Genomic DNA, 23,750 nt, shown 5'->3' with positions numbered 1-23,750 from the left:
GCATTGGAGGTGCCGGAAATGAATCAGGCAGTCGAAGCGTACCGCGCCACGGTGGTCAGGCCGGAATTCAAAGAACTGGAACGTTTGCGTTCGCTTGCGCGTCATAATGAAGCCTCGGCACTCGAACACGCCCGTCAGCAGGAACGCGCCAGGTGGGAGAGCGTTGTCGCCGACAAAGAGGCAGAGAACACCACGCTTCGCGCGCGTATTGCCGAACTGGAGGCGCAACTTGACGGAAACAAATAATCCAGCGTACCGCGCCACGATAGTCAGGCTGCATGAGGACATTATCACAGACGAATAACGGGCAGGCATACGAGGCTTGACAGTTTCCCCTGAGGAGTGATATAACCGGTATCGTTTTGTCAGGAAACGCGATGAAGGGACAAAGGGGCAGGAAATACGCGTTCCACAGAGAGAGGGGTTCACCGGCTGAAAGACCCCTTGGAGGGCGTCCATGTCTCACCGACCTGGAGCGGGCATCGAGCTTTTTGCGGCGCGTGGCTTCAAAAGGGTAAGATGCAGGGGAGCGCCCCGAACAGCGCATAACAAGGCGCCGTTCTTTCCGGTTGGAGCAGACCCGGAGGCAGAGAACGGAATTGGAGTGGAAACGCGGGATGAATGAATCTCGTCTCCTGAGAAATATGGGGGCGAGATTTTTTTTACTTCATATTTTCAAGTTATTTTCGATATTTTATCAATATTTATATTTTTAATTAAATGCGAAGTTTTGCTTAAATAATGCAGAGTTTTTATTTAAATGCCAGGTTTTTATTTAAATGTGGAAGGGATTGGGTTTCGCATGGGAATTCTCGCTCGTTACGCGCCTCTGTTGCCTCTGACGGCATCGACGCCTTCGGTGAACCTCGAAGAAGGAAACACGCCTTTGATTCCTCTGCCCCGCGTGGGTGAGCGGCTGGAAATCGAACTGTGGGGAAAATTCGAGGGCTGCAATCCTTCCGGTTCCTTTAAGGATCGAGGTATGGTCCTGGCTGTGGCCAAAGCTCTGGAGGCAGGGGCCAGGGCCCTGATCTGCGCCTCCACAGGAAACACGTCGGCCTCTGCCGCGGCCTATGCCGCCGCGGTCGGGCTTCCCTGTTACGTCCTGCTGCCCGCGGGCAGGGTCGCTCTGGGGAAACTGGCTCAGGCCCTCATCTACGGAGCCACGGTTATCGCGGTGCGGGGAAATTTTGACAAAGCTCTGGAGCTTGCCCGGGAAGCGGCCGAGATGCGGGGGTTTGCCATCGTCAATTCCGTCAATCCCTATCGCCTCATCGGACAGCGCACGGGGGCCTGGGAGGTCTGCGAAGTCCTGAAGGACGCGCCGGACTGGCACGCCATCCCCGTGGGCAACGCGGGCAATGTCAGCGCCTGCTGGGCGGGTTATACGGAATACCGCCGGCTGGGCAGAATATCGAAAACGCCGCGCATGATGGGCTTCCAGGCGGCGGGGGCCGCGCCTCTCGTCACGGGACAGCCCTGCCCGAACCCTGAAACGATTGCCACGGCCATACGCATAGGCAATCCCGTCAGCGCGGATCTTGCCCGAGAAGCGATTTCCGCCTCTGGAGGAGAATTCAACTCCGTCACGGACGACGAAATTCTCAGCGCCCAGCGACTGTTGGCCTCAAAGGGGGGAGTGTTCGCGGAACCCGCGTCCTGCGCTCCTCTGGCCGGCCTCGTAAAACTGAAGGAACTCGGCCGGCTTCCCCGAAACATCCGAGTGGTCATGGTCCTCACGGGGAACGGCCTGAAGGACCCGGATACGGCAATGAAGCAGGTGACCGCTCCTGTGGAGATCGGAGACACCCTCGACGAGCTCCTGCGGGTCCTGAAACCGGGAAGTCTGACGCGATGAACGGCCCGCTGATTTCCATTCGCGTTCCCGCGACCAGCGCGAACCTGGGCGCGGGCTTTGATTCCCTGGGCATGGCGCTGTCGCTTTACAACGTGTTCAACGTCATGAAGCTCCAGCCCTGCGGCTTGTTTTCCTGCGACGTGGTGGGCGAGGGGTTCAGCGAGAGCGAGCTGACCAGCGCCCGGAGCAACATGGTGATCCGAAGCTATATTCGGGCCTGTGAAATCTGGAACGTTTCACCGCGAGGCTTTGTGCTGGAATGTCACAACGTCATCCCCCTTTGCAGAGGGCTTGGGAGTTCCTCCACGGCGGTGGTGGCGGGGGTCGTTCTGGCCAACCTGATCTCGGGCCGTCATGCTCCGGAGTCCGAGCTGCTGCGGGTGATGACGGTCATTGAAGGACATCCGGACAACGTCGTGCCCTGCTACCTGGGTGGAATGACGGTCTGTTGCTGGGACGGCATGGATCTGCGTCATGTCAAACTTCCTCCGCTGCCGGAAGACATCCACGTCGTCGCCGCTGTTCCCGACGTTCAGGTTCGGACCCCCGATGCCCGCAACAGTTTGCCCCGTGAAGTTCCCTTTGGCGACGCCGTATTCAACCTTGGAAGAGCCGCGCTTCTCAGCGCCGCCTGGGCCACGGGACAGTGGGATCTGCTGTCCTGGGGAATGGAGGACCGGCTGCATCAGCCCTACCGATCCCGTCTTTTCCCCGGAGGCGAGGTGATTATGGACCGCGTCCGGTCGCTGCCGGGATGTTTCGGCGTGGCCATCAGCGGCTCCGGTCCCACCATCGTCGCCCTCGTCCGGGGCGCTCCCGGCTCCGTGGCCTCCACCCTGTGCCGTACCTTCTCGGAGTACGGCGTCACCTCCCGTTTCTTCGTCCTGCAGGGCTCCGCCGGAGGCTGCCGGTTTACGGTCCGGCGCCCTTCTTCAGAAGAGGAATCGGATTACCTGATCGCCATGTAAAATGAGTAAAATATGATGATAATGCAGGAAAGGACAGAAAAATCATGAAGGATTTGATTGTGCTGAATTCTCCATCAGCAAAGGAAAAGGTCGTGGAGGACGTTCGCAGCGATCACTCCGCGGCGCGTATTGTCCTGCTGGGTGTTCCCGACGTTCCGGGGGTGGCCGCGAAGGTTTTTTCCGCGCTGGCGGAGCAGCAGGTTGGAGCCGCCATGATCGTCCAGAACAACATGAGAGGCGGCATGACGGACATTGGCTTTCTGGTGCGAAAGGAACGCCTGGACGCCGCCATCGTCGTTTGCCGGAAGGTCGCGGCGGAGGTGGGAGCTCAGGGGGTCTCCTTCAACACGGAGGTGGCCCGGGTGTCCGTCTGCGGCCGGAATCTGGGGGACAATCCCGAGGTTCCCGCGAAAATGTTTTCCGCTCTGGCAAAAGCCGGAGTGAACATCGAAATGATCGTCTCCAATGCTCTGGACATCACCTGCGTCGTCGCCGAACCCAGCGCCTCGGCCGCTGTCGAAGCCCTGCAAAAGGCCTTTCCGGAGGATCTGGAGGTTTAGACCGCATGAAATCCCGCCCCGGGAGAAATGCGTTCCCGTAAAGTCATATTCTTCTGTTAATATAATCGCGTCAACGTGAAATTATCCCGGAGGAACGGGAAGCCTCTTCTTCCGGAGTGCAAAAGATTACAGGAGGTCGGCTTTATGGAGCCCAACAAGAAACGAACGCAGTTCTCTCTCGCCTATTTCATCCTGATGATCTTCATCATATGGATTTTCAACGACATGATTTTCCGTCCCTACATCGCCCAGGAACGTGAAGTTTCCTACAAAACCTTCCTGGACTTCCTTGCGAAGGGACAGGTGGAACGAGTCGCGCTGGGAACGGACAGAATCACGTTTACCCTGAAGGGCGGCCAGCCTGTCGCGCCGGGACAGCCGGCGTCGGTCCTCCAGTCCCACAACGTGGTTCGGGTGGAGGATCCGAAACTCGTCGATCGCCTGATGGAGGCGGGGGTCGATTTCGCGGAAGTGAAACAGACGGAGAACCTTCTGAACGCCCTCATGGGTTGGGTCGTGGCGTTTCTTCCCCTCTTCCTGATCTGGTACTTCCTGTACAGAAAAATGTCCGGCATGGGCAACAGCGTGCTCTCCTTCGGCAAGAACAACACCCAGGCGATACAGGGAGAGCTGACCGGCGTGAAGTTCGCGGATGTGGGAGGTGTCGGCGAGGCCGAGGTGGAGCTTCGGGAGATTATCGACTATCTCAAAACTCCGGCCCGCTTCAGCCGGCTGGGGGCCAAACTTCCCAAGGGAGTGCTCCTGGTGGGGCCTCCCGGAACGGGTAAAACCCTTCTGGCGAAAGCGACGGCAGGGGAGGCCGGTGTTCCGTTCTTCTCTCTCACCGGCTCCAGCTTCGTGGAGATGTTCGTCGGCGTCGGCGCGGCGAGGGTGCGGGACCTTTTCGACCAGGCGAAGAAAAAGGCTCCCTGCATTATTTTCATCGACGAAATCGACGCCATCGGTCAGGCCCGTTCCAATCTGGCGGCCATGAGCGGCAACAGTGAGCGGGAAAATACCCTGAATCAGCTTCTGGCCGAGATGGACGGCTTCAAAGCCAATACGGGAGTGGTGATCATGGCGGCCACGAACCGCCCGGAGATTCTGGACCAGGCCCTTGTGCGTCCCGGCCGGTTCGACCGGCAGGTGCAGGTGACGCTGCCCACGGAGGAAGGACGTCTGGGCATTCTCAAAATACACACCCGTGAGGTGCCGCTGGAGAACGAGGCCGACCTGGAGAACATCGCCAAAGTCACGCCGGGATTTTCCGGGGCGGAGCTCGCCAATATCGTCAACGAGGCATCCCTTCTGGCCGTTCGCCGGAACGCGGACAAGGTGGGGTTCCGTGATTTCGACATGGCGATCGAGCGGGTCGTCGCCGGACTTCAGAAGAAAACACCCCTGTCGCCGGAGGTGCGAAAGAAGGTCGCCTATCACGAAACGGGACACGCGCTCACGGCGTTCTATCTCACAGGCGCAGACCCCGTGCACAAGATAAGCATCATCCCCACGTCGAAGGGGGCCCTCGGTTACACGATGCAGCTTCCCACGGAAGATCAGTACCTGAGGGGAGAAAATGAGCTTCGCGCCAGGCTGGCTGTGATGCTGGGAGGCAGAGCGGCGGAGCTGCTCATTTTCGGCATAGCGACCACAGGGGCCGCCAACGACCTCGAAGTAGCCTCCATGCTTGCCCGCAGGATGGTGACGGAGTTTGGCATGTCGAAGAACCTGGGCCCCGTCCGGTACTCGAACCCGGAGGGGGCGTACCTTGCCACGCCGGCCTCGAACAGGAGCGACATCTCTCAGGAGACGACGGCCTCCATTGACAGAGAAATTCGCGATATTTTGACCCAGGCTCAGGAAAAATCCATGGAAATTCTGGAATCTCATCGGGTCGTGCTGGACAAAATCGCAAACGTCCTTCAGGAAAACGAAATCATCATGGGAGACGAAATGAAGCAAATTATCGAGTCAACGAAAAACTGATACCAGTTTGAAGTAAAAGTTTGAATTTGGACTTCTGATTTGCATTTTTGAGGTTGAAACGCCGCAGGAGAAAACGAAATTGAAAAATTTTCTCCGGCTGGTGTTTCAACCTTTTCATATTGAGCCGCGCCCCGCCGGAACCGAACTCCGCTGAATTTTTGATTTAAATTTTACCTGTCCTTTCACTGGAATTCTTTTCATTATTTTTACCGAAGCATTTAATTTAGTTCATTGCTTATAACTTTTGTACTTTAATAAACTAATATGCATAAAATATATTGATAGAGTAGATTTATAAATATAAATACGAAGAAATACTGTTGTTTTAAAAGAAATGTATGTTAAAAATTTGATCAGAATTTCCGAAACAGAGAAATCAGGCAAAAAAATTCCGGAAGGAAAATTCCGAAAAGTTGCCGGCACGGAAGTGGAATGTCTGCGCATCGCTCATCCTGATTTTTTAAAGGTGAAACTGGACGGAAGGCGCTTCGCCATGAGGTGTTTTCCGTTTCAGAACAGTAAAGGGGAGATTTCGTTTTCTCTCCGAAATAAGGAGGTCGCAGCTTTGAACGATAATAGCGTGCAACAACGGGAGCATTGGGGCAGTCGTATAGGTTTTATTCTCGCTGCAGCGGGATCGGCAATTGGTTTGGGCAATATCTGGCGTTTCCCCTATCTGGTGGGGAAAAACGGCGGCGCTGCCTTTGTTCTGGTCTATCTGATCATCACTGTTTTCATAGGGCTTCCCGTCGTTCTCGTGGAGTTTGCCGTCGGTCGCGCGGCACAGAAGGCGCCGGTGGCCGCTTTCAGCGCCATTGGAGCTCATCCCTTCTGGTCTTTGATCGGCTGGCTGGGAACCATTGCCGGAGGCTTTCTGACGCTTTCCTTTTATAACGTGGTTGGAGGCTGGACGATCAAGTACATGATCGAGAGCCTGGGCGTTCTCATGCCCGTCGCCGCATCGGGGGGAACCAGCGAGTTCTTCGGCGCGTTCGTGGGATATTCCTGGCAGGTTGTGCTGTTCCAGGCTGTTTTTATGATTTTGACCATGCTGATCGTGCTGGGAGGTATCGGAAAAGGAATTGAGAGGGCCTGCAAGGTCATGATGCCGACGCTTTTCGTGATCCTTCTCGTTCTGATTGTCCGTTCCGTCACCCTGCCGGGAGCCGAGGCGGGAATCGAGTTCTACCTGAAACCCGACTTCAGCAAACTGACCGGAGCAACGATGCTGGACGCGCTGGGGCAAAGTTTCTTCTCACTGTCCCTGGGCCTGGGCGTCATGATCACCTACGGAAGTTACCTCGGCAGGGAGGAACGTATTCCCTCGGCGGCCGTGTGGACGGCTTCTCTGGATACTCTTGTGGCTCTTTTGGCGGGACTGGCCATTTTCCCCGCGGTTTTCGCCATGGGGCTGGAGCCGGCCCAGGGGGCGGGGCTTTCCTTCGTGACGCTGCCGGCGGTGTTCGCTAAAATGCCCGCTGGTATGCTCTTCTCGTTCCTCTTTTTCCTGCTTCTGTTTTTTGCTGCCGTGACGTCGTCCATGTCTCTCATGGAGGTGGCGACGGCCTTTGCCATGGAACGATTCGGCCTGAAGCGCTCCAAAGCCGCCATCAGCATGGGAATTATCATTCTGCTGCTGGGCGTTCCGTCCGCCCTCTCCCTGAGCGGCAGCCCGGCTATTCATGGCAAGATTTTCTTCGACGCCGTGGAATATGTCTGCAACAATATCCTTCTGCCTCTCGGTTCTCTGCTGGCCTGTATCTTTGTGGGATGGATCTGGCTCGACAAAGCCTGCAGCGAGCTGACCAACGAAGGAAAAATCTCATTTGGGCTGATGAAGGCTTGGATCTGGTGTGTGCGTATTCTTTCCCCTCTGGCCATTCTTTATATTTTCGCAACAGGCCTGAAATGGTAGAAGGTCTGAAATACCTGAAGGATTTGAATCTGAGCTGATTTGGAGCCGGTGGTGGAGATCGGGCTGTGTTTGTCTCCATCGCCGGCTCTTTGTATGGTAAACTATGCCATAGCTGAAATTGAGAAGGGTCGAGGATTGAGATGACGTTTCGGCAGGGGCAACATGGAAACCGCTGGAGATTCCCGCGGGGAAAATTTTCTGGCGGCGGCCTGTTGGTGGCGGTGGTCGTTGCCGTTTCGGTCTGCGCTTCCCTCAGAGCCTGTGCCGAAGATCTTCTCAAAACCGAAATCATCGCCCGTTTTGCGGAGGAGAAACCCCGTTTCTGGGGCATGGACCTGGAAGGGATAACCACGCGCCTTCCCACCGAAGAAAAAATTCTGGCCCTCACTTTCGACGCCTGCGACGGACGCCCCGATGGTTATGACCAGGAATTGATCGAGTTTCTGATAAAAAACAAAATTCCAGCAACGCTCTTTGTCAGCGGGCAATGGATCGAAGCCCATAAAGACGTCTTTTCAATGCTGGCCGCCAATCCCCTTTTTGAGATCGGCAGCCACGGAATGCGACACAGGCCCCTGTCTGTTACGGGGAGATTCGCTTATAACCTTCGGGGAACGGAGAGCGTCGCCGCGGCTTTCGACGAGGTCGAGGAGGGCGTGAGTAAAATAGAAACCCTGACGGGGCGGCGTCCGGCATTTTTCCGCGCGGGAGGCGCTCATTACGATGACGTGGCGGTTCGTCTCGTGAAAACCCTGGGCTGTAAAATCGCGGGATTTTCACTCAACGGCGACTTCGGGGCCACGGCCTCGGCCGATCAGGTCGAAAAAACGTTTCGCTCCGCCAGAGGCGGAGAAATCGTTCTCATGCACATGAATCGCCCTGGTTCGGGGACGCTGCCCGGGCTGAAACGCTCCTTGCCCTTTTTGCGGGAGCGGGACTTTCGATTTGTCAGACTGTCAGAATGTTTTACTGAGAAAGAGGCAGAGTGATTTGGCCATTGTCCTGTTCAAGCTTGTTCTGATTCCGTCTCTGGTGGCAGTTCTGACGCTGATTTCAAGACGCTGGGGGCCGGATGTGGGCGGCTGGTTCGTGGGACTTCCCCTGATTTCCGGTCCGGTGTCCGCCTTTCTCCTGATGGAACGGGGCAGGGATTTTGCCCTTGCTTCAGCGCGCAGCACGCTCCACGGGATTATTGCCGTGGCTGCTTTCAGTCTCGCTTATGAACGCGTTTCCCGTTTTTGTCGATGGCCACTGACCGTCGTCGCGGGATTGACGGCGTATTTTGCGGTTGTCGCGCTGTTTTCAGGAGCGTCGCTACCCTTCGGAGTGTCGCTGTTTCTGGTCCTGAGCGTCATCGCCTTCGGCTGTCGCGCCCTGCCCGCCTGCACCGAAGCGGTGTCCACCGCGGCGGCTCCTTCCTGGGATTTGCCCTTCCGCATGATCGCCGCCACGGCTATCGTCGTCGTCCTGACCGCCGTATCGAGCTTTCTGGGTCCTCAATTGAGCGGCCTTCTTTCAACTTTTCCCGTCTCGATCTCAGTCATGTCGACTTTTTCGCACCGTCTGTACGGGCGTCTGGCCGTTTGCCGGCTGGAACGAGGAGTCCTCGTCGGCTCTTACTCCTGCGTCGGTTTTTATGTCGTCGCCGTTTTGACCCTCCCGACCTGGCATCCCGCGGTTATCTATTCACTGGCCACGGCCTGCGCTTTGGGGATAAACATTTTTGTTTTTTACGCGATGTCGGGAAAATGGAACAGGGAACGCCGGCATCCGTGAAAATTCAGCTTTCTTAAATTCAGTTTTCTTCCAAAAATCGACGCCAGAATTTTTTTAAACGGGCGGCGATATTTTGTTCATACCCCAGCGAGCCGGGATAGTAGTAGCGACGGGGTGACTCCATATACTGCTGGGGCAGCCAGTGGCGGGGGTCGTCGTGAGGGTAGAGGTATCCGCTTCCATCGGGTTTCAGGTGATGGGGAACGGCCTGGAGCACGCCCTTTTCGATTTCGGCGGAGGCCCGATCCACCGCGAGGTAAGCGCTGTTGCTCTTGGGGGCGGCAGCCAGATAGATCACGGCTTCGGAGAGGATGATTCGGGCCTCCGGCAGGCCGGTCATGTCGGCGGCAAAGGTGGCGGCCGCGGCGATTTGAAGGGCCGCGGGATCCGCAAGACCGATGTCCTCCGCCGCGGAGATCAGGATCCGGCGGCAGATGAACCGAATGTCCTCGCCTCCGGCCAGAAGGCGGGCCAGCCAGTAGACCGCGGCGTCGGGGTCGGAGCCGCGAATGCTCTTGATCATGGCGGAGATGATCGAATAGTGGTCGTCTCCTTTTCTGTCAAAACGGACACTGGCGCTTCCCACGGTCTGTTCGACGGCCTCGGAGGTGAGAGTGGTTCCTCCGGTCGCGGCTATGAAGGAAACCGAGGCTTCGAGGCGGGTCAGGGCCTGTCGCACGTCCCCACCGGAGGCGGTCGCGATGCCCAGCAGAATTTCGTCCGACGCCCGAACCTCCAGATCGCCCAGCCCCCGTGTTTTGTCCTCCATCGCCCGGCGCAGAAGAGGTAGAAGTTCCTCCGGCGTCAGAGGTTTCAGGTCGAAGATGATCATGCGGGAAAGCAGGGTTTTGTTGATTTCGTAACGGGGATTTTCCGTGGTCGTCCCAATGAGAATCAGGTCTCCCTTTTCTACGGAAGGGAGCAGGACGTTCTGCTGGGAGCTGTTGAAATGATACAGTTCATCGATGAAAGCCAGAGCCGACGTCCCTCCGCCCATGATCTTCAGGCGTTTTGCCTCCTCCACCAGATCCCGAAGCTCCGCCACTTTCGCCGTGACCGCGTTGATTTCCAGAAGGCTGCGTTGAGTGGCCCTGGCGATCAGACGCACCAGCGTGGTCTTTCCCACCCCCGGCGGTCCGTACAGAACACAACTGGGCACCCGACCCGTTTCGATCAGCCTGCGAAGGGGGGCGTTTTCGCCCATCAGATGGGGCTGTCCGCAGTACTCCTCCAGGGTCAGGGGGCGCATTCTTTCGGCGAGGGGCGTCTCGGAAAGGATCATTATGTTTTTGCCGTCCACTTCAGAGAGTCGATGAAAAAATTTTCAAGTTCCGCGCCTTGAAGCGACGGAGGAACCTCCTGGACGCGATGGGAGGGCTCTCGATCCTGAGTTTCCGGAGGGACGAACTGCACACAGGGCCAGTGGGCCGCCATAAGGTCCTCCAAAAGGGGAGACAGGGGCATGTCGATGGCCTGGGCGGGAAATGTGGAGTCCTTCCAGTCGGAGAGGCCCAGCTTTGCCTCCTCGGGGATGCTGAAACGAAAGGCCCCCAGCCTGGCCAGGGTACGAACCTGCAGGCAAACTCCATCCGCTCCGCTCAGCCGGTAGATATTTCGGGCGGCCGCTTTGAGGTGTTCCGTTCCGTATTTTCGCGTCAGGTCATGATACTCCCAGGGGACCAGAGGCGAGGGATGGGCAAGGGCATGGGCAAATTCTTCGACCGTGGGCCAGGCGGCGTCGGCCAGATGGGACCATTCCGTTTCCCCTCGCTGGACCAGAACGGCTCGAATGGCAGCGCGGCGCGCCCCTAAAATGTCGTAGATGAAATCTCCCGTCATGACGCAGTCGGCCAGGCGGACCTTCATCTTTTTTGCCGCCAGGGCCAGAGCTTCGGGCGCGGGTTTCACGTGGGGATCTTCCCGGCTGAGCAGAACGGGAGGAAGCGTTATTCCGCATCGCTCCGCCGCCAGCAGGATGGAATCCCGGCAGTTTCTCGATACCACCGCCCAGGGTTTGCCGGAATCGTTGAGCCAGGCGATGAGGTCCCGGGCGCCCTTCACGGGCACGGCCTTTTCCGCGCCCTCCATTTCAATTCTGCGAATCTCCGCCTTCACTTCGTCTCGGACGGACTCCGGCAGCCGGTCCGCGGCCTCGATCAGAGGGACGATTTTCCCCTCGAAATATTTTTGACGCAGAGGGCCGAAGTCCAACCGGGTGTCGGCCAGCACCCCGTCCCAGTCGAGAATGAAAGCCCCCGAACACGCGGGGTGCCAGAAGGGCGGAGAAATAGTCTGCTGCATTTGGAGTCCTCCTCGATTCGGGTGATACCGTCAGTTTCCCCGTACAACTTTTCGAGCGCCTTTTTTGACGAACCAGTCTCGCGCAGGGTCGGGAATGTCCCCTGCAGGACGATGCCGTTTTCCTTTTTTCAGAAGGAGTATAACGCTCTTTTACCCGGAAGATAAAGCGTAAAGAAGTGGATTTTCTCATATTCTCCGTCTTTTGAGGCCTGAAATTGAATCGACCGCTGTTCATTTGCCCGCGGGAAACGTGTACAATAAGAAAGATATGTCATTTGGAGGGAATTATGATGTGTTTGGCTGTGCCCTATACGATAGTGGAAATTTTCGATGATGGATCGGCCCGGGCTGAATCCGGCGGCGTCGAAGTTGAAATTCGCCTGGACCTGATCGAAGATCCGGCGGTGGGGGATACCGTCCTTGTTCACGCCGGTTTCGCGATTCAGAAGCTGGACAGGGGAGAATCCGAGGAAATGATCGCCCTCTGGAAGGAGCTCAATGAAGCGGCGGAGGCCTCCGTTGCCCGAGTCTGACCTGAAAGCGCCCCGTGAGGGGCCAGCGAATATCGAAGCCCTGCGGGGAAAACTGAGCGAATATCTGGAGTGTGCGGGGCGTCCTCTCACGTTTATGGAGGTCTGCGGCACCCATACCGTGGCCATTTTTCGATCGGGGCTGCGTTCCCTGCTGCCGGAGGGGCTTCGTGTGCTTTCCGGGCCGGGCTGTCCGGTCTGCGTCACCGATCAGTCGGAGATCGACATGGCCCTGTCTCTGGCGAAAAGGGACTGCGTCGTTCTCACTTATGGCGACATGCTGCGGGTTCCCGGCTCTTCCGGATCCCTGCTGAAGATGAAGGGAGAGGGGGCGGCGGTGGAGGTCGTGACGTCAGCCATCCAGTCCATGGAGATCGCCCGAAAAAATCCGGAGCGGGAGGTGGTCTTTCTCGGAGTCGGCTTCGAAACCACGGCCCCCGCGACGGCTGTGACCCTGCAGCAGGCCCGTCGAAACGGCCTCGATAATTTTTCCGTTCTCTGTCTGCACAAAACGGTTCCGGCGGCCCTGTCCGCCCTTTGTTCCAATCCTGACCTGAGAATCGACGGATTTATTCTGCCCGGACACGTGACGGTGGTCACCGGGCTCGACGAATACGCCTTTCTGACGAAAAAACTTCGCAGAGCCGCCGCTGTCGCCGGGTTCGAGCCGGAGGAAATTCTGGCCTGCATGACAGACCTTGCCAGACAGGTGGCCGAACGGGATTTTCGCCTGAGCGTCTGGCGGCTGAAGGACGTCCCCATTGAGGGAAATCCAGCCGCCCGCCGGATTCTGTCGGAGGTGTTCGAGCCCTGCGACGCCCGATGGAGGGGGCTGGGAGTCATTGCCGGTTCCGGCTGTCGCATCGCGGAGCCTTACGGGGAGTTCGACGCCGTGAGAAAATTCGGTCTCGACCCCGCCGAAGATGTCGTCGATAACGGATGTCGCTGCGGCGAAGTGCTTTCAGGACTGATTTCGCCGCCTGAATGTGAACTTTTCGGCAGGGTCTGTACGCCCCTTGCCCCGGTGGGGCCCTGCATGGTTTCCAGTGAAGGGACGTGTGGAGCGTGGTACAGGTATCATCAATGAAGGAGGACGCCGTAACCTCAGGACACGGAAGCGGAGGCCGTCTGACTCAGAAGCTGACGGAGCGCATTCTCTCCCGTTTCGAGACGGAGGGATTCGAGATGGAGGATTGCGCCTTTCTCGATAAAGGCGGGAACGATGCGGATATTGCCGTCACAATGGACGGATTTACCGTTTCGCCCCAGGATTTTCCCGGGGGCGACATCGGGAAACTGGCCGTCTGCGGTTCCTCCAACGATCTGGCGGTTCGAGGCGTGGAGCCCCGCTGGCTGACGCTTTCCCTGATTATCGAAGAGGGGCTGGAGTTCTCTCTCCTGGACCGCTACATGGAAAGCGCGGCCCGCACGGCAAAAGAGGGAAATATCCGGCTGATCGCGGGAGACACCAAGGTCGTGCCCCACGGCATGGCGGACAAAATTTTTATCGCGGCCTGCGCCATGGGGAAAAAAATGTCTTCCCGAACTCTCCAGACCTCGAATCTTCGGCAGGGGGATGTTTTGATTCTTTCCACGTCCCCCGGCCGTCATGGAGCGGCTCTGGCCGCCGCCCGCTTCAACATTGCCGCTCCGGGGCTGACCAGCGACTGCGCCCTTTTGTGGCCGTCCCTGAAGCCTCTGATGGCTCTTGATGGGTTGCGCTGCATGAGGGACTGCACGCGAGGCGGTCTGGGGACGGTGCTTTGCGAATGGGCGGAAGGGGCTTCCCTGGGGGTCGAGCTGGTGGAAACGAACCTGCCCGCCAACAGGGAGACAAACGCGATCTGCGACATTCTGGGATTCGATCCCCTGTATCTGGCCTCTGAGGGCTGTGCGGTCGTCGCCGTCGCCCCGGAGCAGGCGGAAGGATGTCTGGACCTGCTTCGTCAAAATTCGATCTCCAGGGACGCGGCGGTCATCGGACGCATTGTCGCCGACCACCCCCGCATGGTCGGAATGAAAACACGGATCGGAGGGATGCGCTGCGTGGACATGCCCGTTGGGGAGATTCTGCCCAGAATCTGCTGAAACCGTTTGACTTCAAAAAACGCAGGAGGAAAAACTCATGTTATTGGGACGCAAAAAAATCTCTTTTCTGAACCTTCCCACGCCGATGGAGTATCTGTCCGGCATCTCCGGAGAGCTGGGGATCAAGTTCTATCTGAAACGCGACGATCTGACGAACCTGGGCGTGGGGGGCAACAAGCTGCGCAAACTGGAATATTTGCTGAAGGACGCTATGGATCAGGGCGCGACAATGCTGATGACCGTCGGCGGCGCGCAAACCAACCACGGACGCCTGACCGCGGCGGTGGCCGCGAAATACGGCCTGAAATGCGTCATCGCCTGTATCGATAATTACCCCGGTGAAATTTCCGCCAACATCCTGCTGGATCGCCTCATGGGCAGCGAGGTCGTTCTCAAAAAGGACGACGGACGCGGTGAAGACGAGCAATTGGAGGAGCTGACCGCCCAGCTTGCCCGGAAATACGAAGCGCAGGGCGAAAAAGTCTATCGCATTCCCATGGGGGGCTCCAACGACCTCGGCGCTCTGGGATATTACGAATGCGCCGTGGAAACCACCCTCCAGGCTCACGGAATGGGCCTCGACGACGCGCGCGTTTTCGTCCCCGTGGGCAGTCTCGGCACGTACATGGGCTTATGCTGCGGCCTGAAAAACGAACACTCTCCCCTGCGCTGCACCGGCGTTGCCATCTCTCCTTTTCGAGAAGCAAAAGAAAAGCGCCTCATGGATTACTTCCACAGCGTCAAAAACACCTTCGGTCTGAAAATCGACGCGACGCGCGCCGACTTCGACGTCGAAACCGGTTATACGCGGGGCGCTTACAACAATCCCAGCCGGGAGGTCCGCGAGGCGATTTATTTCATGGCCCGCAAAGAGGGCGTCATCCTGGACCCCTGTTACACCGGCAAATGCTTCGCCGGCATCCTTGACATGGCGCGCGAAGGAAAAATCCGGCGGGGAGAAAAAATCATCATGGTCCACACGGGCGGTCTGCCGGGCATCTACACCCTTCATCATCGCGTCGAATTTGAAAAGGAACTGCGGAACGGTGTGAACGAAATCTAATATTGATGATCACTCTCGAATGAGAACGGCTGTTTTTTCGTCTTTCAGAGCCCAGGCGACACGGGCGCTTTCCTCCAGCTCTTCAAGACTGTGGAAGGCGGACATCAGATTTTTGTCCCCGACTACCGGGCCGTGATTGGCCAACAAATAACCGTCGCTTTTTTCGACCCGCTCGCCAAAGAGCCGGAAGAGCTCCTGAGAACCCGGCGGCGCATAGGGGATGATCCCAACAGTTCCCAGACGATTTTTCAGATAAGGCGTCCAGGAGGGGATCACGTCCGTCGGATTGTCGTGAGCCAGACAGGACCAGAGAACCGAGTGAAAGCTGTGGGTGTGGATGACTGCGCCTGTTTTGGGTTTTTTATTGTAGAGCGCGAGATGGAGGGGCATTTCCTTGCTGGGAGGCAGCCCTTCCAGCAGGTTCCCCGACCGGTCCACCGCCGCAAAGGAATCTCGCGTCAGCGTGCCGAAACAGGTGCCGGTTCCGGTGATGTATATCCGGTCGTCATGGAGAAAACTCATGTTCGCGGAAGCCCCGGCGGTCTTTCCTCGTTCAAACAGGCTCTTTCCGATCCAGATCGCCAGTTCGATTTTTTCCAGCAGTTCGAGAGTATTGCTCATCGTCTCATTCCTCGCCTTTTTTCTATTTTTATACCAATTTAAAGTAAAAGGCCTAAAGAGGGTTTTTTATCGGCCCGTCATTTCCAGCGCCCGGGCAAAGAAATCCGGCTGGCCGAAATTGCCCGATTTCAGAGCCAGACGAACGTCCCGGCGCTGAACGGGAACCATGACAGGAACCCCCGGCGCGATGCTTTGACCGATCAGGAAAGCGTCAAACCCCAAAGCGAGCATAACCGCTCCGGAGGTTTCTCCACCCGCAACTACGATACGGGTGTAACCCCTTTCGAAAGCGCGTCGGCCGATTTGGGACATGGTTTTTTCCAAAATTCGGGAAGCTTTTTCCGAGTCCGCCTCCGGCTCCCGTTTTCCATCGGGCTCGGCCCCCGCGCTGTAGATCAGGGGATTGTCATGCTCCTGGGCGAAACTCCAGATCTCGTCCACCGTCTGAGTCCCGTCCAGCAAACGGTCGGGACTCACGGCAAGGGCGGGGCCTCCCGCTTTCCGATACGTTTGAATTTGTTCCCGCGTGGCTTTGGAGCAGCTCCCTGAAAGAAGAATCCCCGGCCCCGAGGTTTTGCTCTCCACGGAAAACTCTCGCGGAGCGCCGTACTCCCTCCTGCAGCGGTTCGCCAGAGGGCCCAGAAGACCGGAACCTCCCGTCAGGAAACGGAGAGAACCGAAAATTTCTACGATTCTTCGTCCCTGTTCGTCATTTTCATAATCTGGCACCACGTAAAAGCGGGGGTGTCTCTCACCGAAAAGTTTCACTTCTCTGAGGGCCGCTCCCGCAGGGTCATTGAGCATCCCGGCGTTCAGAACCAGAGAGGGATATTTTCCCTGATCTTTCATCAGTGTGGGGATGAAGCTGTCCCACATGGGGTTGAGGGGGTGATTTTTCATGGGACTTTCGTTCAGAGGCACACCCTCCACATAAAGATGTCCGTCTCTCACCTGCCTTTTATTCACCGGCAGGGAGGGACACAGCAGGGTATAAGGCAGATTCAGCTCATCCAGCATGGCATCCGTGACGGGGCCGATGTTGCCTGTGGATGTGGAGTCGAAAGTGGAACAATATTTACTGTAAAGCTGCTTTGCGCCATTCTCCACAAGAAAACGAAAGGCCTCGCGGCTGTCTTTCACCGCCTCGCTGACCGGGGCGCTGCGGCTTTTGAGCGCGATAACCGCTGCGGCGCAGTTTTCCAGTCCCTCCGCGTTTTTGGGAATTCCATTGTACAGCAGGACGGGCAGACCTTCATTCACCAAAAAAGATGCGGCGTCGCTGGCTCCTGTAAAATCGTCGGCCACACAACCGAGAAACAGCGTCTGTTTTTTGCCGGTGTTCTCACTCATGCCCTACACTCCAAACTTTAAATATACCTTTTTGAATTGATATTATTATAGTCTATGGATACAAAAAACCCCCCGCTGTCTTCGGGAGGTCTGGAAAAACGACGATATTCAATTATTTGCGCGATTAACCGTCAGTGAGGGGTCACCTCGGGAGGGATGGCGCAGTGATATTTGTTGTCGGCAGTGCGGACGCGAAACTCTTCTTTCGCCTTTTCGATCAGGTCGGGGTTTTGCAGCAGTTCCGCGCCGGTCAGAGCCAGAGTTTTCCCTGCCAAAAGCATTCCCTTATGACAAATTCCGGATTTTCCTGTGGCCACCCACTGCCAGGAATGTTCCACGGTTCCGTTGGGGAAACAGGCGACGCCAATCTGCCCCGTGGGCACGTTGAAACTCACGTCTCCCACGTCTGTGGAGCCGGGAAGAGCCGCTTCCGTGGCATGAAACGGCAGAATATCGTTAGCCACCGCTTTGGCGGAAATTCTCCTGGCCTCCTCCGTGAACGAAGGGCCATAGGTCTGAATAAGACTGCTGAAGGCCCGCTCTCGGTCCTGATCGCTCAATGTTTCCACAAAACGTTTTGCATAGGCCTCTTCTTCGGGAGTTACAGGATAAGGTCCAAGCTCCATCATTTTTTCATGGGCCAGTCGAGCCAGCGTTTCGTTGGGGATGAGCTCCGCGCAGGCGCTGTCCCATTCGATGGTCAGCTCCGTCCCCGTCATCAAAGCGGCTCCTTTTGCAACGTCCTTCACTCGGGCGAAAATTTCCCGGACCTGAGTGGTTTTGGGCGCCCGGATAAAATAGAGGGAGGTGGCGCGGGGCTGCACCACATTCGGGGCGTCCCCTCCGGCGTCGATCGTGGCGTAGTGAATTCGAGCCTCCTGAATGACGTGTTCTCGAAGATAGTTGATGCCGACGTTCATGAGCTCCACGGCGTCCAGCGCGCTGCGCCCCAGGTGAGGGGCGGCGGCTGCATGAGCGGCGATTCCCTTAAAATGAAAATAAATCTGATAATTTGCCAGGCTGCTCATGGAGAGAGGCCGGCAGACGGCGTAGGGATGCCAGGTGAGAGCCGCGTCCAAATCGCTGAACAGTCCGGCCCGGGCCATGTAGGCCTTGCCCGAACCGCTCTCTTCTCCGGGACAGCCGTAATAACGCACCGTTCCCTTCAGACCGTTTTCCCGCATATAATCCTTCAGGGTTACGGCAGCGGCCAGAGCTCCGGCACCCAGCGCCTGATGACCACAGCCGTGTCCCGGTCGGCCTTCGTCTTTCGGGGTTCGAGTGGCGGAGTTCTCCATCTGGCTGAGTCCGGCCAGTGCATCGTACTCGCCCAGGTATCCGATACAGGGCCCCGGGCCGTTGGACCAGGCGGCGATAAAGGCGTGGGACATTCCCGCAAGTCCGCGTTCGACCTGAAATCCTTCGCTTTCCAGAACTTTGCAGAAAGCGTCGGCGGAGTGGGGGAGGTCAAAACGAATTTCCGCGCAATCCCAAATTTTGTCGCTGAGCGCAATAAAAGTATCCCGTTTGTTCTCCACCAGCATGGAAATTTTATCTTTGAGCGCTGTCATCTTTCAAGGCTCCTCTTTTTATATAAAATCCAGGCAACAAAAACGCTGATCACCATAACCAGCGGCATGATGAAACTCTGACTGCGCTGAACGCCGACAGGGCCCAGAATGAAGCACATCGCGACGGCGATGATCAGTGGAGCGGCGCTCAGCTTCCTGTCTCTGAAGAAAAAAGGAACGGACAGAGCTCCCATCAGAGCGGGCATGACGTTGTCGAACCCGGGTTTCAGGACGGGAGATTCAAGCCAGGGGGCCAAAAAGCCAATTCCCAGCATACCGATGAAGAGGATGACCGCCGTCGTAATGGAAGAAATCGCTATGCAGAGGATGGAGATGACTTCTCCTTCCTTGCTGCCCGGGTTGACCCCGGCGATGTTCATTCCCGAAACGGAAGCCGGCAGCTTCATGTTCAGGATATTTCCGGTTATGCAGCTGAGATAGAGACCGCCTGCCCCGAGAACAGGATAATATGAGATATTTTCGATACAGCAGACGGGAATGAAGACCACAGCCACGTTAAATATGGCGGTGAATATCTTCCCTGTATCCGGAGAGATTCCCACGGCCCAGGTGATATACAGGGGAGCCGCCGCCATGAAAAGAAGCGCTGCGATACTGGAGATTTTTCCCAGCCTGTTGACCGCGAGATCGAAAGAACGATCCTGATCCAATATAAACACCTCCAAATTTTTTGAAATGGCTAACGGAACAGGGGAGTCGTCAAAACAGCGGCGGACATGCCGATAAGAAGGCTGATGGGGAAAGAAAATTCCCGAAGAACTCTGATGTCCCTTTTACGCGCTATTTTTTCCATGATGAGCGCGGCCGCCGCTGCCGCGCAAAAACTCAAGATTCCCGTTTTGTTCCTGGTGTTGGTGATATAAGGGGCGGACATAACGGCCAGCATACCCATAAAGAGGGCCGTACTGGCGTATTGTATAAACCCTCCGCCTTTTTCCTGAAGGTTTTTGGCTTTTTTGTCCAGCGTTCCCAGGAAAAAAATATTGAACACGATTCCCCAGATGATGCCGACGCTCATGACCCAGAAAGCCGCCACATAGATTTCCGGAGAAAAGGCAGGATCCTTGAGCCCGGTCAGCCCGTAGGATTTAGCGGTAATGTCGGCGGCCATGTTTTCATAGGCCGCCGAGCCAATGACGGACAGACGGAGCCAGGGGAAATAGCGTCCAAAGGTCTGGGTCAGCACCATGAGCATAATGACGATGGGCAGCGAGGGAATGATGGAAAAAACCGCGCTGTTCGTCATGGCCTGACGCATGGTTCGTTCTTCCAGACCAAGTTCTCCTCCCCGGCGCCAGGCGAGACGGATGAACAGAAGAGCCTGGATCGTCACGTAAATGATAATGACGCCGCACACGAGAAAAAGGATGTTGCCGTTCAGTATCTCACTCATAGATTCAGACAACGGGAATACCTCCTAACCAATAAAAACCGAAAATACTTAGCAACGGACAATTGAACATAAAGAACGAATGCCGGGGAAAACGATTTGTCACAGACCTCTCAGACGCATTTCCCGGGACAGCCAGGTCAGGGCCCTCATCCCCGCAATGGAGTTGCCCTTCGTGTTAATGCCCGGGGAGAAAACCGCCAGTCCCATCTGGCCTGGAACTACCGCGAGAATCCCTCCGGAAACTCCACTTTTGGCGGGGATTCCGGCCCGGACGGCAAATTCTCCCGATTCGTCGTAAAGTCCGCAGGTTGCCATGAGTCCGAGAAGGGCGCAGGCTGTGTCCTGGCTCAGCACTCTTCTGCCTGTGGCGGGGTTGATACCGCCTCTGGCAATGGTCGCTCCCATAAAGGAAAGGTCCTCTGTGTGAATTTCTGTGCTGCAAAGGCTGAAATAAAGAGCAAGCGTCTCCTCCACATCGCAGGCGAGAGTTCCGCTGCCATGCATGAAGTAAGCCAGCGATCTGTTGCGGTCGGCTGTGGTGGCTTCGGATTCGTAGATCTTTTGATTGACGGAAAGGACAGGACGTTTCCCTCCCTGTTCCCGAAGAATCAGAAAGGAAATGAACTCCAGCACATCCTGGAGGGCGTTGACTCCGTGCCGGTTGAGAATGAGCGAGCAAATGGAGATGGCCCCCGCGTTGATAAAGGGGTTCATGGGTATGGAGGATCTGGTTTCCAGTTTCAGGATGGAGTTGAACGCCTCCGCGCAGGGCTCCATGCCCGTATATCTGAATACGCAGTCCGCGCCGTAATGTTCAAGAGCGAAAGCAAGGGCGACGACTTTCGATATGGACTGCATCGAAAAAAGATAGTCGCTGTCTCCCGCCGAAAAGCTCTTTCCCTCCATCGTCGTCATGGACAGAGCAAAAAGCGAAGGATCTACGGATGCCAGCTCCGGAATATAAGACGCGATGCCGCCCTCGCCTGGCTGAGCACGACAGGATCTGAGGGCGCTGACAAGCAATTCCTGAGTGGGATGTTTCGCGTTCCAGTTCATCATTTCAGTTTTTTTCTGTTGAGATTCGGGCCCGGCGAAGCGGGCCGCAAATGATCGACAGCGCCGTTTCCGGACAGCGGTTCTGAAAAGGTATCCATCGTTGCATAGTCTCAACTCTCCTTTAGGGTCATACGCCAACGTTCACTCTGTCTCAAGTCTTTCCCGCTCACAGGAGTGTTTGCCGGAAGGATATTGAAATCATGAATTGTTTTACTGCAGTCTAATATACGAATGAAAGGATGGCATCAGTCAAATTGCTCGTAAAAACAGTGATTTTGACAGTAAACGATGAACAATACAAAAAAAGGAGAGGCAGGGCCCCTCCTTTTCAAATGAGATGTGATCACCCGCGCCCTTATGCCTGAATGTTGATCTGCTGCCCCACACCGAGGGACTGCAGAAGGATAGAAAGGGCCTCTTTCTGAGTGTCCATGACGTTCTTCAGCACTGCCGTCTGTGCTTCCGTAGCAACTTTGACCAGAGACATGGTCATCGAAGCCTGCGCAATGCCCGTAGTAATATCCATGGCCGTCACCTCCTTCGCATCTCAGTTTCAGTATCGGCTTCCGGAAGCATGTTCCTGAGTTCGCCTGGCCTGATTCAGTATAACCCGCTGTCAGGGCAGGGGAGGGACGGGATCGGACGACTCGGGGACGATGATGTAGATTCGTTCGCCGGGAAAAGCCAGATTGTACTCTTCCCGGGCCAGATGGGCGATTCCCTCTTTCGTTTTGTAGAACTCGACCTTTTCCCGATATTCGTTTACACTGCGTTCTTTTTCGTCCAGCCGGACAAGTTTTTTCGCCACGTCGGCCTTCAAATCGCCGATTCTGCGAAATTCAAAAAAATAGACCGTGCCTGCGATAAAAATGGCCAGAAGCGCGACGGCAGTGATGATGACCCAACGCAGACGCGGCACGAATTTTACATCCTTTCCGGAGCGGAGACTCCAAGAAGTTTCAGGCAGCGGACCAGAACGACGCGAACGGCTTCCGCCACCAGAAGACGCGCTCCTTCCACATCCGGAGCTTCTCCCAGGATGCGGTTCGTATTGTAGAAGGAATGAAAACATCCCGCCAGGTTATAGGCGCAGGTCGTGATCGCATGGGGGGCCGTCTCCAGCGACGCGTTTTCAATCTCCTGAGGGAAGAACGCCAGAGCGTTTAGCAGTCTGCGGGTTTCCTCTCCATCCAGCACCTCTTTCACGCTGTCGGGATTCAGGGCTGTCAGTTCGGGCATCCTGCCGCCCCGTTCGGTCAGTTCCCGACAGATGCTACAGATGCGGGCATGAGCGTACTGAACATAGTAGACCGGATTGTCGTTGCTTTGACGTTTGGCCAGCTCCAGGTCGAAGTCCAGCTGACTGTCGCTGCGGCGGGTCAGAAAGAAGTACCGGGTGGCGTCCACTCCCACCTCCTCCACCACGTCGTGCAGGGTGACGAACTGCCCCGATCTCGTGGACATGGGGACCTGGACTCCATCCCGAACCAGATTGACGAACTGGATCAGCAGAACGCACAGGTCGTCGGGAGAACGTCCAATGGCCTCCACGCCCGCCTTCATGCGGGGAACGTATCCGTGATGATCGGCCCCCCAGATGTCGATGACCCTGTCGAACCCTCGGTCAAATTTTTCCTTGTGGTAGGCGATGTCCGAGGCGAAATAGGTGGGCACTCCATTCGTGCGGATCAGGACGCGGTCTTTTTCGTCCGTGAAGTCCGAGGATTTGAACCACAGAGCCCCGTCCGACTCAAAGGCGTAACCCCGGCTTTTCAGATGCTCCATGGCCTGAGGCACCAGGTTGCGGGTGTAAAGGGTGCTTTCAGAAAACCATACGTCGAAGATGACGCCGAAATTCGCCAGGTCTGATTTGATCTCCCCGAGAATCGTGTCTCCCGCAAAACGCTTGAACCAGGGCAGGCTTTCGGAAAGCGGCATGGAGAGAAATCGCTCCTTCTCCTGGGAAATGACGGTCTTCGCCAGGTCGTAAATATAATCGCCCTTGTAGCCGTCGTCAGGAAAGGGAGCCTTCTCCGGACATCCCAGAACCTCAAAATAGCGGGCCTGAGTGGAACGCCCCAGAATTTCCATTTGGAGCCCCGCATCGTTGATGTAGTATTCCCGCTCCACCTTCCAGCCGGTGAAGGCCAGAAGATTGGCCAAAGCGTCTCCTACGGCCGCCCCGCGACCGTGCCCGATGTGCAGGGGACCGGTTGGGTTGGCGCTGACGAATTCCACCTGTACCCGACGTCCCTGCCCCAGATTGGAGGCTCCATAGTTTTCCCCCTCGTTCAGGACATCCTCCAGAACGGCGTACAGCCAGTTTTTGGACAAAAAGAAATTGATGAAGCCCGGCCCGGCGACTTCGATTTTTTCTACAAGATCGGCTTTTCCCGCCGCGGCCAGTTCCTTTTGCATCATGGCCGTTATTTTTACGGCCAAATCCCGGGGGGAAACGCCAAAGGATTTCGCCAGCTGCAGCGCCGCGCTGGTGGCGCGATCGCCCTGTCCTTCCCGTTTGGGGCGTTCAATCTCAAAGTCCAAATCCTTGGGAAGAGCTTTGTTTTCCGCTCTGGCAAGATTTTCAATCGTCTTCAGCAAAATCGTTTTCAGATCGACCTCAATGGAATTTCTCATTTTTACACCGTTTTTGTTCCCCGTCTGAGGCACGCGAACCCCTCCAATATGTATAT

At 56.5% G+C, this 23,750-nt stretch carries 23 protein-coding genes; 12 read left to right on the top strand and 11 right to left on the bottom strand.

What is annotated here, in order from left to right; genetic code table 11:
- The 8 genes from LBR61_14275 to LBR61_14240 form a co-directional block, all read left to right on the top strand.
- Window positions 1–246 (top strand): hypothetical protein (locus LBR61_14275; GenBank protein ID MDR1733249.1); only part of this gene is annotated, 246 nt, incomplete at its 5' end.
- Window positions 247–802: 556 nt separating this feature from the next.
- The gene (gene thrC / locus LBR61_14270) at window positions 803–1,858 is read left to right on the top strand and encodes a threonine synthase (GenBank protein MDR1733248.1); all 1,056 of its coding nucleotides are present in this window, start codon (window positions 803–805) and stop codon (window positions 1,856–1,858) included.
- The gene (gene thrB / locus LBR61_14265; protein MDR1733247.1) at window positions 1,855–2,826 is read left to right on the top strand and encodes a homoserine kinase; all 972 of its coding nucleotides are present in this window, start codon (window positions 1,855–1,857) and stop codon (window positions 2,824–2,826) included. Before thrC ends, thrB begins: the two co-directional genes overlap by 4 nt.
- Window positions 2,827–2,870: 44 nt before the next feature.
- Window positions 2,871–3,386 (top strand): ACT domain-containing protein, encoded by a 516-nt coding sequence (locus LBR61_14260; GenBank protein ID MDR1733246.1) that lies wholly within the window; start codon window positions 2,871–2,873, stop codon window positions 3,384–3,386.
- Window positions 3,387–3,530: 144 nt separating this feature from the next.
- Window positions 3,531–5,372, top strand: coding sequence for an ATP-dependent zinc metalloprotease FtsH (gene ftsH, locus LBR61_14255; protein ID MDR1733245.1), 1,842 nt, complete (start codon window positions 3,531–3,533; stop codon window positions 5,370–5,372).
- 565 nt (window positions 5,373–5,937) lie between these two features.
- Window positions 5,938–7,287 (top strand): sodium-dependent transporter, encoded by a 1,350-nt coding sequence (locus LBR61_14250; GenBank protein MDR1733244.1) that lies wholly within the window; start codon window positions 5,938–5,940, stop codon window positions 7,285–7,287.
- Window positions 7,288–7,427: 140 nt separating this feature from the next.
- Window positions 7,428–8,276: a polysaccharide deacetylase family protein gene (locus LBR61_14245; GenBank protein MDR1733243.1), complete on the top strand. Its 849-nt coding sequence runs from the start codon at window positions 7,428–7,430 to the stop codon at window positions 8,274–8,276.
- Window position 8,277: 1 nt separating this feature from the next.
- Window positions 8,278–9,063, top strand: coding sequence for a hypothetical protein (locus LBR61_14240; protein MDR1733242.1), 786 nt, complete (start codon window positions 8,278–8,280; stop codon window positions 9,061–9,063).
- Window positions 9,064–9,082: 19 nt separating this feature from the next.
- Here LBR61_14240 and LBR61_14235 read toward each other — a convergent pair whose 3' ends face one another.
- Both LBR61_14235 and LBR61_14230 read right to left on the bottom strand, forming a co-directional pair.
- Complete coding sequence (locus tag LBR61_14235; protein ID MDR1733241.1) at window positions 9,083–10,345, bottom strand: replication-associated recombination protein A; 1,263 nt, start codon at window positions 10,343–10,345, stop codon at window positions 9,083–9,085.
- On the bottom strand, window positions 10,345–11,364 hold the full coding sequence (locus LBR61_14230) for an HAD-IA family hydrolase (protein ID MDR1733240.1): 1,020 nt from the start codon (window positions 11,362–11,364) through the stop codon (window positions 10,345–10,347). The genes LBR61_14235 and LBR61_14230 overlap by 1 nt, the downstream gene beginning before the upstream one ends.
- Before the next feature lie 287 nt (window positions 11,365–11,651).
- Here LBR61_14230 and LBR61_14225 point away from each other — a divergent pair, with 287 nt between their 5' ends.
- The 4 genes from LBR61_14225 to LBR61_14210 are packed head-to-tail and all read left to right on the top strand — an operon-like array spanning window position 11,652 to window position 15,045.
- Window positions 11,652–11,897 (top strand): HypC/HybG/HupF family hydrogenase formation chaperone, encoded by a 246-nt coding sequence (locus tag LBR61_14225; GenBank protein ID MDR1733239.1) that lies wholly within the window; start codon window positions 11,652–11,654, stop codon window positions 11,895–11,897.
- Window positions 11,884–12,981, top strand: a complete 1,098-nt coding sequence (gene hypD, locus LBR61_14220; GenBank protein MDR1733238.1) for a hydrogenase formation protein HypD — start codon at window positions 11,884–11,886, stop codon at window positions 12,979–12,981. Before LBR61_14225 ends, hypD begins: the two co-directional genes overlap by 14 nt.
- Window positions 12,960–13,982 carry a hydrogenase expression/formation protein HypE gene (hypE, locus tag LBR61_14215; GenBank protein ID MDR1733237.1) on the top strand — a complete coding sequence of 341 codons (1,023 nt, stop codon included), beginning with the start codon at window positions 12,960–12,962 and terminating at the stop codon, window positions 13,980–13,982. Before hypD ends, hypE begins: the two co-directional genes overlap by 22 nt.
- Window positions 13,983–14,019: 37 nt before the next feature.
- Complete coding sequence (locus LBR61_14210; protein MDR1733236.1) at window positions 14,020–15,045, top strand: D-cysteine desulfhydrase family protein; 1,026 nt, start codon at window positions 14,020–14,022, stop codon at window positions 15,043–15,045.
- 9 nt (window positions 15,046–15,054) lie between these two features.
- Here LBR61_14210 and LBR61_14205 read toward each other — a convergent pair whose 3' ends face one another.
- The 9 genes from LBR61_14205 to argS all read right to left on the bottom strand — a co-directional run bounded on the left by LBR61_14205 (window position 15,055) and on the right by argS (window position 23,694).
- On the bottom strand, window positions 15,055–15,666 hold the full coding sequence (locus LBR61_14205; GenBank protein MDR1733235.1) for a class II aldolase/adducin family protein: 612 nt from the start codon (window positions 15,664–15,666) through the stop codon (window positions 15,055–15,057).
- A gap of 66 nt (window positions 15,667–15,732) precedes the next feature.
- On the bottom strand, window positions 15,733–17,016 hold the full coding sequence (locus LBR61_14200; GenBank protein ID MDR1733234.1) for a four-carbon acid sugar kinase family protein: 1,284 nt from the start codon (window positions 17,014–17,016) through the stop codon (window positions 15,733–15,735).
- Window positions 17,017–17,147: 131 nt separating this feature from the next.
- On the bottom strand, window positions 17,148–18,587 hold the full coding sequence (locus tag LBR61_14195; GenBank protein ID MDR1733233.1) for an amidohydrolase: 1,440 nt from the start codon (window positions 18,585–18,587) through the stop codon (window positions 17,148–17,150).
- Window positions 18,584–19,258, bottom strand: a complete 675-nt coding sequence (locus LBR61_14190) for a hypothetical protein (protein MDR1733232.1) — start codon at window positions 19,256–19,258, stop codon at window positions 18,584–18,586. Before LBR61_14190 ends, LBR61_14195 begins: the two co-directional genes overlap by 4 nt.
- A gap of 29 nt (window positions 19,259–19,287) precedes the next feature.
- Window positions 19,288–20,013 (bottom strand): DUF5058 family protein, encoded by a 726-nt coding sequence (locus LBR61_14185; GenBank protein MDR1733231.1) that lies wholly within the window; start codon window positions 20,011–20,013, stop codon window positions 19,288–19,290.
- An 87-nt stretch (window positions 20,014–20,100) separates the two neighbouring features.
- Complete coding sequence (gene glsA, locus LBR61_14180; GenBank protein MDR1733230.1) at window positions 20,101–21,060, bottom strand: glutaminase A; 960 nt, start codon at window positions 21,058–21,060, stop codon at window positions 20,101–20,103.
- A gap of 352 nt (window positions 21,061–21,412) precedes the next feature.
- Window positions 21,413–21,583 carry a YjfB family protein gene (locus LBR61_14175; GenBank protein ID MDR1733229.1) on the bottom strand — a complete coding sequence of 57 codons (171 nt, stop codon included), beginning with the start codon at window positions 21,581–21,583 and terminating at the stop codon, window positions 21,413–21,415.
- A gap of 90 nt (window positions 21,584–21,673) precedes the next feature.
- Window positions 21,674–21,976 (bottom strand): septum formation initiator family protein, encoded by a 303-nt coding sequence (locus tag LBR61_14170; GenBank protein MDR1733228.1) that lies wholly within the window; start codon window positions 21,974–21,976, stop codon window positions 21,674–21,676.
- Window positions 21,977–21,981: 5 nt separating this feature from the next.
- Window positions 21,982–23,694: an arginine--tRNA ligase gene (gene argS, locus LBR61_14165; GenBank protein ID MDR1733227.1), complete on the bottom strand. Its 1,713-nt coding sequence runs from the start codon at window positions 23,692–23,694 to the stop codon at window positions 21,982–21,984.
- Window positions 23,695–23,750: the final 56 nt, after the last annotated feature.

The sequence above is a fragment of the Synergistaceae bacterium genome (genome assembly GCA_031272035.1).
In the GTDB taxonomy this organism is placed as follows: Bacteria; Synergistota; Synergistia; order Synergistales; family Aminobacteriaceae; genus JAISSA01.
The sequence above is the reverse complement of the archived record's forward strand: the minus strand, read 5'-3'. Positions and strand labels throughout refer to the sequence as shown.

What these genes read in the sequence shown, in the direction of transcription:
- thrC (MDR1733248.1), top strand. Translation starts at nt 803, where the DNA reads ATGGGAATTCTCGCTCGTTACGCGCCTCTGTTGCCTCTGACGGCATCG.
- thrB (MDR1733247.1), top strand. Translation starts at nt 1,855, where the DNA reads ATGAACGGCCCGCTGATTTCCATTCGCGTTCCCGCGACCAGCGCGAAC.
- LBR61_14260 (MDR1733246.1), top strand. Translation starts at nt 2,871, where the DNA reads ATGAAGGATTTGATTGTGCTGAATTCTCCATCAGCAAAGGAAAAGGTC.
- ftsH (MDR1733245.1), top strand. Translation starts at nt 3,531, where the DNA reads ATGGAGCCCAACAAGAAACGAACGCAGTTCTCTCTCGCCTATTTCATC.
- LBR61_14245 (MDR1733243.1), top strand. Translation starts at nt 7,428, where the DNA reads ATGACGTTTCGGCAGGGGCAACATGGAAACCGCTGGAGATTCCCGCGG.
- LBR61_14235 (MDR1733241.1), bottom strand. Translation starts at nt 10,345, where the DNA reads ATGATCCTTTCCGAGACGCCCCTCGCCGAAAGAATGCGCCCCCTGACC.
- LBR61_14230 (MDR1733240.1), bottom strand. Translation starts at nt 11,364, where the DNA reads ATGCAGCAGACTATTTCTCCGCCCTTCTGGCACCCCGCGTGTTCGGGG.
- LBR61_14225 (MDR1733239.1), top strand. Translation starts at nt 11,652, where the DNA reads ATGATGTGTTTGGCTGTGCCCTATACGATAGTGGAAATTTTCGATGAT.
- LBR61_14210 (MDR1733236.1), top strand. Translation starts at nt 14,020, where the DNA reads ATGTTATTGGGACGCAAAAAAATCTCTTTTCTGAACCTTCCCACGCCG.
- LBR61_14205 (MDR1733235.1), bottom strand. Translation starts at nt 15,666, where the DNA reads ATGAGCAATACTCTCGAACTGCTGGAAAAAATCGAACTGGCGATCTGG.
- LBR61_14200 (MDR1733234.1), bottom strand. Translation starts at nt 17,016, where the DNA reads ATGAGTGAGAACACCGGCAAAAAACAGACGCTGTTTCTCGGTTGTGTG.
- LBR61_14195 (MDR1733233.1), bottom strand. Translation starts at nt 18,587, where the DNA reads ATGACAGCGCTCAAAGATAAAATTTCCATGCTGGTGGAGAACAAACGG.
- glsA (MDR1733230.1), bottom strand. Translation starts at nt 21,060, where the DNA reads ATGATGAACTGGAACGCGAAACATCCCACTCAGGAATTGCTTGTCAGC.
- LBR61_14175 (MDR1733229.1), bottom strand. Translation starts at nt 21,583, where the DNA reads ATGGATATTACTACGGGCATTGCGCAGGCTTCGATGACCATGTCTCTG.
- argS (MDR1733227.1), bottom strand. Translation starts at nt 23,694, where the DNA reads ATGAGAAATTCCATTGAGGTCGATCTGAAAACGATTTTGCTGAAGACG.